This is a genomic window from Oerskovia sp. NPDC056781, assembly GCF_042789955.1.
GTDB classification, from domain to species: Bacteria; Actinomycetota; Actinomycetes; order Actinomycetales; family Cellulomonadaceae; genus Oerskovia; species Oerskovia rustica.
The window spans coordinates 1-8768 of the sequence record NZ_JBHUAD010000170.1 but is presented as its reverse complement, the minus strand read 5'-3'; the positions used below and the strand labels follow the sequence as shown (position 1 = coordinate 8768).

Below are 8768 nucleotides of genomic sequence, written 5' to 3'. Positions count from 1 at the left end.
GTGCGTGCGACGGCACGCACCGCGCCCGTCGTCGTCCTCTCAGGCGTTCCACAGGCGCACGTCATCCTCCGCGCAGGTCCGAGGACCACTGTGGGGGCACGGGCGAAGGGCTCGCCCGGGCTGGAGGAACGACATGTCGAGCGAGCGGCCGTCCGAGACGTCCCCCGAGAACACCCCCGAACCGCGTGCACCCCGTCGGCGGGCGCTGACCTGGGGAGCGGGCGCCCTCACCTTCAGCGTCCTCACCCTGGGCGGGCTCGCGCTGAGCGCACCCGCGGGGACCGGCGGGAGCGCCCCCGGCACGGACGCGGGCACCGGGGCGTCGGCCGGACCGGCGGCATCGGTCACCAGCGCGGTCACCGTCGCGGACGACATGACAAACGTCATCGAGGAACGGTGACGAACCCGACGGAACGGGTGACGGGGCGCACTGCCTGACCCCTCCTGCCGGCACCAGGCTGGAGGCATGGACAACGACACCTACGGCAGCGGTACCCCGGGCCGCTCCGCCTCCCCGGACGACCTCGTCATCGACGTGCGCGGCCTGCGCCGCCGGTACGCGAGCGGCTCGCGCGGCGCGCAGGGCTTCGAGGCCGTCGCGGGCGTGGACCTCCAGGTCCGGCGCGGCGAGCTCTTCGCGCTCCTCGGCACCAACGGGGCGGGCAAGACGTCGCTCCTCGAGGTCGTCGAGGGGCTGGCGCGCCCCACGGGCGGCACGGTCCAGGTCTTCGGCAAGGACCCCTACCGCCAGCGCGCCCAGGTCCGTCCCCGCATCGGGATCATGCTGCAGGAGGCGGGCTTCCCGTCCGACCTGACCGCGATCGAGACCGCGCGCATGTGGGCCGGCACGCTCACCGCCCCGCGCCCCGTCGAGGAGGCCCTCGACCTGGTCGCGCTGCGCGGCCGCGCGGACGTCATGGTGAGCTCCCTCTCGGGCGGCGAGCGCCGCCGTCTGGACCTCGCCCTGGCGCTGCTCGGGCGCCCCGAGGTCCTGTTCCTCGACGAGCCGACCACGGGGCTCGACCCCGAGAGCCGCCGCTCGGCGTGGGACCTGGTGCGAGGGCTGCTCGACGACGGCACGACCGTCGTCCTCACGACCCACTACCTGGAAGAGGCCGAACGCCTCGCCGACCGCCTCGCGATCATGCACGGCGGCCGGATCGTGCAGGACGGCACGGTCGCGGACATCGTCGAGGCCGAGCCCTCGTTCGTCCACCTCGACGAGGAGAGCGTGCGACCCCACCTGACCGACCTCCCGCTGCTGCCCGGGGAGACGCTCACGCGCGTCGAGGCCGGCACGCTCTCGATCGCGACGCGCGACCTCCAGCACACCCTCGCCGTGCTCCTCGCCTGGGCGGCCGACCGCGACGTGACCTTCGGCCGCATCGAGGCGCGCCCCGCGTCCCTCGAGCAGGCCTTCCTCGCCATCGCGGACGGGCCGGGCACCGCCCGCACCGCGTCCGCGTCCACCACCGACCCGACGGAGCGTGCCGCATGACCACCCTCGCCCCCACCTCGACCCGCACCCCGGGCGCCCCCTCGACTCAGCGCTCCGCGAGCGCCCTCACCGGGTCGCTGCGCCGCATCCGCTCGCTCGTGCGCGCCGAGACCACGCTCCTCCTGCGCAACCGCACGGCCCTGTTCAACGGGGTGCTCCTCGCCCCAGCCATGGTCGCCTTCCTGCACTTCTCGGGCGCGTTCGAGGCGTTCGTGGGTGACGACGCGGGAGCGTCGATCATCGGTGCGTTCGCGCTCACGAGCCTCATCTGCTTCGCCCTGATGTTCGTCGTGTACTACAACCTGGCCAGCGCCTACGTGGCCCGGCGCGAGGAGCTCGTGCTCAAGCGCCTGCGGACCGGGCAGTGCTCCGACGCCGAGATCCTGGCGGGGGCCGCGACGCCCGCAGTCGCCACGATGCTGGGCCAGCTCGTCCTGGGAGGGGCCGCGATCGCGCTGTGGATCGGGCTCGACGCTCCCGCGAACGTCCTGCTGCTGCTCGTCGCGGTCCTCGGGGGGGCGTTCGTCTTCGCGGCGCTCGCGGCCGCGAGCACGGCCTTCACGCGCACGGTCGAGACGGCCCAGCTCTCGACGCTGCCGATCATGGCGCTCGCGCTGCTCCTGTCCGGGACGACCCTCCCGCTCACGATGCTCCCCGAGCGCGTCCAGACCCTCGCCGAGCTCACGCCCCTGCACCCGGTCGCCGAGCTCCTGACGATCGGCCTCACGGGTCTCGGTCCCGACGGCGTCGCGGTCGGCTTCGGGGAGACGTTCGCCCTGGCAGCACAGCCCCTGGCGGTGCTGGCCGCCTGGTGCGTGCTCGGCGCGTGGCTCGCGACCCGGTACATGCGGTGGGAACCGCGCCGGTGACGTCTGCCCGGTTGGCGGGCGCGCCCGGTGCGCACGCGCCGCCGTCGCCGCATGACAGGCTGGTCCTCGTGAGCCGGAACCCCTTCGTCGGTGCGTGGTCGCGCCGCTCCAACCCTGAACGGTTCGACACCTACACGCGCTGGTCGCTGTACGTCATCGCGACGTTCGAGCTCTACGTGGTGCTCTGGATCGTCGGCGAGGTGCCGACGGGCCACCCCGCGCTGCTCGCGCCGTTGATCGCGCTGAGCCTGGCACACACCGCGTCCTGCATCGTCGTGATCAGGTACGGGATCACCCGGTTCCTCGGAGGTCCGCCCGCACCGCGGTGGGCGCTCGGCAGCATGGCGGTCCTCGCGGTCGTGACGAGCGTGGTCGGTGTCGCGGCGTACCCCCAGGGCGACGGGTCGATCTTCATGGGCAACACCCCCGTCCTGGTCGTGACCGCGACCGCCGGCTTCTCGGTCGCGGCCTGCGCCCCTCTCCTGACCTTCCGCTGGCTGGCGCTCGGGGCGCTCGGGGTCGCCGCAGCCTCAGGGTTCGTCGCCTGGCTCGTCGCCCCCGTCCGCGACGAGACGGCCGTGGGCATGGCGGTCGGTCAGGGGGTCGCCGTCGCGATCATGTGCGTGGGCGTGTTCGCGTCCTACCGGGTGTCCGTCTGGATGCTGGGGATCGTGTGGGAGCAGGAGCGCAACCGGGTCCTGCACGCCCGCCTGGCCGTCGCCGAGGAGCGGCTGCGCTTCTCGCGCGACCTGCACGACGTGTTCGGCCGCACGCTCTCGGTCGTGGCCGTCAAGAGCGAGCTGGCCGCCGAGCTCGCGACGCGCGGTCGCCCGGGGGCCGCCGAGCAGATGCTCGAGGTGCGCCAGATCGCGCAGGACTCTCTGCGCGAGGTGCGGGCCGTGGTTGCCGGGTACCGGGCCACGGACCTGCCGGCCGAGCTCAGCGGGGCCCGCTCGGTCCTGCGGTCGGCCGACATCGAGACGACGATCGAGTCCTGCGGCGACGAGCAGGAGGCCGCGCTGCCCCTGGCCACGCAGGAGGCGCTCGCCTGGGTCGTGCGCGAGGCCGTGACGAACGTGGTCCGGCACTCGGACGCCGCACGGTGCGAGATCACGCTGCGCGTCGACCGCGGCGAGGCGGTGCTGACCGTCACGAACGACGGCGTCCCCGACCTCGACCGCACCACGACCAGTCCGGGAAGTCCCAGCGGGTCCGGCCTGATCGGCCTGGGCGAGCGGCTCGCCGAGACCGGGGGGCGCCTGGAGACCCATCTCGCCCCACCCGTGTTCCGCCTCACGGCCAGCGTCCCGCTCCCGGGCGCGGGCCTGGGTAGCCTCGTGGCGCGCATGCCGCGCGGACCCCGTGGCCGTGGCTCAGGCGCCCCGAGCCCCACCGAGGAAGGCCCCACCGCGTGATCCGCATCCTGCTCGCCGACGACGAGAACCTCATCCGCGACGCGCTCGCGACCCTGCTCTCGCTCGAGGACGACCTCGACGTCGTCGTCCAGGCCGCGTCCGGGACCGAGGCGCTCGCGGCCGCACGCAAGCACGCCCCCGACGTCGCGGTGCTCGACCTCCAGATGCCCGGCCTCGACGGGATCGAGGTCGCCCGGGCCCTGGCCGTCGAGGTGCCGGGATGCCGGGTCGTCATGGTCACGAGCCACGGTCGCCCCGGGTACCTCAAGCGCGCGCTCGAGGCGGGTGTCGGGGCCTTCCTGCCCAAGACGGTCTCCTCGCGCGTCCTCGCGGACGTCGTGCGCCAGGTCCAGGCCGGTGGTCGCTACGTCGACCCCGAGCTCGCGGCCGAGGCCATCGCGGCCGGCTCGAGCCCACTGACGGCCCGCGAGGCCGACGTCCTGGAGCTCGCAGCCGGTGGAGCCCCCGTCGAGGAGATCGCGACCCGCGCGTCGCTCGCACCGGGCACGGTGCGCAACTACCTGTCCTCGGCCGCCGCCAAGCTGGGCGCGACCAACCGGCACGAGGCCGTGCACCTCGCGCGCCGCCACGGGTGGATCTGAGCCGTCGTGGCAGCGGCGTCGGGCCCGCGCACCCAGGGCGCGCGGCGCCGTCGGGCCCGACGACGGCACGCGGCCCGGTAGGCTCGGTGACCGTGCCGAAAGCTCATCCTGACAGCCGCGCGTACCGCTTCGTCGCGCTCATCGTGCGACCCCTCATGTTCACCATCACCCGCCGCGACTGGCAGGGCGAGGAGAACATCCCCGCGACAGGCGGGTTCATCGCTGCGGGCAACCACATGTCGAACATCGATCCGTTGACGTTCGCCCACTTCCTGTACGACAACGGCCGGGCGCCCAAGATCCTCGCCAAGGCGTCGCTGTGGAAGGTGCCGCTCCTCGGCGGTCTCCTGACCCGCACGGGCATGATCCCCGTCCAGCGCAACACCGTCGGCGCGGCATCCTCGGTCAGCGTGGCCGTCGACCAGCTCGCGCTGGGCGAGTGCGTCGCGGTCTTCCCCGAGGGCACGCTCACGCGCGACCCCGACCTGTGGCCCATGGTCGGCAAGACCGGTGCCGCGCGCCTGGCCCTCGCGAGCCGCATGCCCGTGGTGCCCATCGCGCAGTGGGGCATGCAGGACCTCCTGCCCCGCTACAGCAAGCGGTTCCGGCCGTTCCCGCCCAAGAACGTCGCGGTGCACGCCGGGCCACCGGTCGACCTGTCGGACCTCTACGAGCGCCCCGTCGACACCGCGACCCTGCGCGAGGCCACCGACCGCATCATGGACGCCATCACGGGTCTCCTCGAGGACATCCGCGGGGAGAAGGCTCCCGCCGAGCGCTTCGACGTCCGCAAGAATCCCGGCTCGGAGGAGCGCAAGTGAGCGACCGGCAGATCACCGCGACCGTCCTGGGGTCGGGGGCGTGGGGCACGACGTTCGCCGCCGTCCTGGCCGACGCCGGCTGCGAGGTCCGGCTGTGGGGTCGCAACGCCGAGGTCGCGGCCGACATCAACGCGACCCGCCGCAACTCCGCGTACCTGCCCGACATCGAGCTGCCCGCAGGGCTCACGGCCACGACCGACGCGGCCGCCGCCCTCGCCGGGGCGCAGCTCGTGGTGGTCGCGATCCCGTCCCAGAGCGCCCGTGCGACGCTCGCGCCGCTGCGTGAGCACCTCGCGGAGGGCGTCGTCGCGGTCTCGCTCATGAAGGGCGTCGAGCTCAGCACCGACCGCCGCATGAGCGAGGTCGTCGCCGAGGTGTGGGGCCTGCCGCTCGACCGGGTCGCGGTCGTGTCCGGACCGAACCTTGCACGGGAGATCGCCGAGCACCAGCCGACCGCGACGGTCGTCTCGGCCACGAACGAGGAGACCGCGCGGTTCGTCGCGGCGGCCTGCTCGTCGTCCTACTTCCGCCCGTACACCAACTCCGACGTCGTCGGCGTCGAGCTCTGCGGCGCCGTGAAGAACGTCATCGCGCTCGCCGTGGGCATCGCCCAGGGGCGTGGGTTCGGGTACAACACGACGGCCACCGTCATCACGCGCGGGCTCGTCGAGATCACGCGGCTCGGTCTCGCGCTCGGCGCCGACGCCGAGACGTTCTCGGGCCTTGCGGGCATGGGGGACCTGGTCGCGACCTGTACGTCACCCCTGTCCCGCAACCACACGCTCGGCAAGCACATCGGCCGCGGAATGAGCCTCGACGAGGCCGTCGCGGCGACAGGGGGGACGGCGGAGGGCGTCAAGTCCTGCCGCTCGGTCCTCGAGCTCGCACAGAAGGTGGGCGTCGACATGCCCATCACGGCCGGCGTCGTCGCCGTCCTGCACGAGGGCATGCCCGTCGACGACATGGCTCGCGGGCTGCTCTCGCGGCCACAGAAGTCCGAGGGCGTGACGTCGGGTCGCTGAGTCCCGCCCGCTCTGTCGGCCCGGCGCCCTGACGGGTGCCGAGCCGACACCCGTCACACGTCGTCGTTGCGGACCTCGACGACGACCCGCGTCGGGTCCGTCAGTGCGTAGACCCGGAACGGACTGACCTCGTCCGTCCCGACGAACGCCTGGGTGGACCCCTCGAAGACGCTGCCGAGCAGGACCTCCTCGACCTCGTCGGTCTCGGCGACCCGCAGAGGGTTGGGACCCGCGTACTCGGCGACGCCCGTGTCCGTGGGGTAGCCCGAGCCGGAGATCATGACCTGCAGGGTGCCGTCGCCGTCGAGGTCGACGACGTTCCCGCTCCCGTCCTCGACCGCCTCCGGCACGTACTCGACGCGCCAGCCGGGCGTGCCCGTGCCACCGAGCTCGAAGACCACGCGGTCGAACCCGTCGTGCCGCCCGACACGCACGTCGGTCACGGTCAGCGCCGCACCGGCGGACGGCTCTGACGTGTCGGGCTCGGTGTTCGCAGGGAACGGGGGAGCGGAGGTGGAACCGTCGTCGTCCGTGGACCCGGTCGGGGTGTCCGTCGGGCCCGCCGAGGCCGACGGGTCGGGGGTCGACGAGGCGGCAGGGGACGGGGTGCTCGGCCCCGGGTCGTCGCGGTCGTCCCCGCCCGAGCAGGCCGTGATCACAAGGACCGCGGTCGCGACCCCGGCGGTGAGTGCTGCGGTGCGGCGTCGTCGGGTCGTGCCCTTCATCGGTGCGCCTCCGAGGAGCGTCGTCCGGGACCTCTTCCCGGGTGGTCTTCGAGCCTAGGCGCGCACGGGCACGGTCGCATGGAGGGGCTCGACCGAGGAACGACCGGCCGCCGTGCTGTCGTCGCTGCCCGCGCTCCCCCTCGCACGAGGGATGACAGTGGCTTCCAGTCGGCCCTACGGTGGCTGCATGCCGGGGATCAGCAGCGTGGGCGGGCCACTCCTCTTCGTCGTCGTGCTCGCGGTCGTCGCGGTCGTCGCGATCGAGCGCATGGTGAGCGGGCGCTCCAGGGACCGGCGGCTCGGGGACCGGCGAGGGTCGGGCGAGAGCGCCGGGGCCGGTGCGTTCGGCGAGCTCGTCGACGTCTTCCAGCCGAGCCGGGTCCACCTGACCGAGGAGAAGGAGCGTCAGCGGCTCGACATCGCGCAGGCGCCGTCCACCGCGCCCCCGGTCGACGTGGACCTCGAGGCGGGGGTCGTGGTCTTCAGTGCGGACGTGTACGAGCCGCAGCCCGACGAGCCACAGGCCGTCGAGCCGCAGTCCGACGACGGGCCGCCTGCCGCCCGCTAGCCCCGGACCGCGGCGCGCAGAGCCTGGTCGAGGTCCGCCCACAGGTCCTCGACGTCCTCGATGCCGACGCTCAGGCGCAGCAGGTCCTCGGGGACCGTGTGCGACTCGGTCGCGAACCGCCGTCGCCGCTCGAGGCTCGACTCGACCCCGCCCAGGCTCGTCGCCGGGACCCAGAGCTCGACGGCCTCGACGAGCGCGTCGGCGGCCTCGCGCCCGCCCCGGGGCCGCAGCCCGAGGATCGACCCGAATCCGGTCATGGTGCGCCCCGCCCGCTCGTGGCCAGGGTCGGTCGGCAGGCTCGGGTGGCGCACCTCCTCGACGAGCGGGTGCTGGGCCAGGCGTCGGGCGATCTCTGCGGCGTTGGCCTGGGAGCGCTCGACGCGCAGCGCGAGGGTACGCAGCCCGCGCAGCGCGAGCCACACCTCCCACGGCCCGGCGATCGCGCCGTGCAGGGTCCGGTAGGCACGCACCTTCGCGGCCAGGTCCGGGTCGTTCGTGACGACGGCCCCGAGCACGACGTCGGAGTGTCCTGCGAGGTACTTGGTGACCGAGTGCACGACGACGTCCGCCCCCAGGGTGAGCGGCTGCTGTCCCAGCGGGGTCGCGAACGTGTTGTCGACCGCCGTGCGGACCCCGCGCTCGCGCGCCGCGGCCAGCAGCACGGGGAGGTCGGCGACCTCGAGCATGGGGTTGGTCGGCGACTCGATCAGGAGCAGGTCCGCCCCGTCGATCGCGGCGAGCACCTGGTCGGTGTCGGCGACGTCGACCCGGACGACCTCGACCCCGTGGCGGGCCGCGAGATCGTCGGCGAACCCCAGCGTGACCTGGTAGGCGTGCCGGGGCAGGACGACCTTGCCGCCCGCCGGCACGAACGAGAAGACGGCTGCGATCGCCGCCATGCCGCTGCCGAACACGATGCCGGGCTCCGTGGCGCGCTCCAGGGTCGCGAGGGCCTCCTCGAACGGGTGCCAGGTCTCGGTGTCCATGCGCGTGTACAGGAGCTCGCCCGGCTGCTGCACGCCACGCGACACGTACGTCGAGGACAGGACCACCGGCGGGTTGACCGGCCCGCCCTGCTCGCGCGGCGGGCGTCCCGCCGCGACCGCGATCGTGGCGGGGGACAGCGGTGAGCGGTGGCGGGCGGGCTCGGTCGTCATGGGGGTGAGATTACGCCTGGCGGCCGGGTGGGTGCCGCGGGCAACCGCAGGAGGAGACAAGGGGTGGTGCGTCGAGCGTGCAGTTCGGGTC

10 protein-coding genes are annotated in these 8768 nt (G+C 73.7%); 8 read left to right on the top strand and 2 right to left on the bottom strand.

What is annotated here, in order from left to right; genetic code table 11:
- Positions 1 to 133 precede the first annotated feature (133 nt).
- From ACFRCR_RS13850 to ACFRCR_RS13820, 7 genes are all read left to right on the top strand, one after another.
- The gene (locus tag ACFRCR_RS13850; protein WP_377678300.1) at positions 134 to 400 is read left to right on the top strand and encodes a hypothetical protein; all 267 of its coding nucleotides are present in this window, start codon (positions 134 to 136) and stop codon (positions 398 to 400) included.
- Positions 401 to 466: 66 nt separating this feature from the next.
- The gene (locus ACFRCR_RS13845; protein WP_377678298.1) at positions 467 to 1498 is read left to right on the top strand and encodes an ABC transporter ATP-binding protein; all 1032 of its coding nucleotides are present in this window, start codon (positions 467 to 469) and stop codon (positions 1496 to 1498) included.
- Entirely contained in the window at positions 1495 to 2367 is an 873-nt protein-coding gene (locus tag ACFRCR_RS13840) for an ABC transporter permease (RefSeq protein ID WP_377678296.1), read from the top strand. The genes ACFRCR_RS13845 and ACFRCR_RS13840 overlap by 4 nt, the downstream gene beginning before the upstream one ends.
- Before the next feature lie 68 nt (positions 2368 to 2435).
- Positions 2436 to 3782, top strand: a complete 1347-nt coding sequence (locus ACFRCR_RS13835; protein WP_377678294.1) for a sensor histidine kinase — start codon at positions 2436 to 2438, stop codon at positions 3780 to 3782.
- Positions 3779 to 4384, top strand: coding sequence for a response regulator (locus ACFRCR_RS13830; RefSeq protein WP_377678293.1), 606 nt, complete (start codon positions 3779 to 3781; stop codon positions 4382 to 4384). Before ACFRCR_RS13835 ends, ACFRCR_RS13830 begins: the two co-directional genes overlap by 4 nt.
- Positions 4385 to 4476: 92 nt before the next feature.
- Positions 4477 to 5205 (top strand): lysophospholipid acyltransferase family protein, encoded by a 729-nt coding sequence (locus tag ACFRCR_RS13825; RefSeq protein WP_377678291.1) that lies wholly within the window; start codon positions 4477 to 4479, stop codon positions 5203 to 5205.
- Positions 5202 to 6227, top strand: a complete 1026-nt coding sequence (locus ACFRCR_RS13820) for an NAD(P)H-dependent glycerol-3-phosphate dehydrogenase (RefSeq protein ID WP_377678290.1) — start codon at positions 5202 to 5204, stop codon at positions 6225 to 6227. Before ACFRCR_RS13825 ends, ACFRCR_RS13820 begins: the two co-directional genes overlap by 4 nt.
- Before the next feature lie 53 nt (positions 6228 to 6280).
- Here the strand turns inward: ACFRCR_RS13820 and ACFRCR_RS13815 are convergent, their stop codons facing one another.
- Positions 6281 to 6952, bottom strand: a complete 672-nt coding sequence (locus ACFRCR_RS13815; RefSeq protein WP_377678288.1) for a hypothetical protein — start codon at positions 6950 to 6952, stop codon at positions 6281 to 6283.
- A 187-nt stretch (positions 6953 to 7139) separates the two neighbouring features.
- Between ACFRCR_RS13815 and ACFRCR_RS13810 the strand changes: the two genes are divergently transcribed.
- Positions 7140 to 7520, top strand: a complete 381-nt coding sequence (locus tag ACFRCR_RS13810) for a DUF6191 domain-containing protein (RefSeq protein WP_377678286.1) — start codon at positions 7140 to 7142, stop codon at positions 7518 to 7520.
- On the opposite strand, the gene ACFRCR_RS13805 is transcribed toward ACFRCR_RS13810, so the two are convergent.
- Positions 7517 to 8677 (bottom strand): trans-sulfuration enzyme family protein, encoded by a 1161-nt coding sequence (locus ACFRCR_RS13805; RefSeq protein WP_377678285.1) that lies wholly within the window; start codon positions 8675 to 8677, stop codon positions 7517 to 7519. The genes ACFRCR_RS13810 and ACFRCR_RS13805 overlap by 4 nt on opposite strands.
- Positions 8678 to 8768 lie beyond the last annotated feature (91 nt).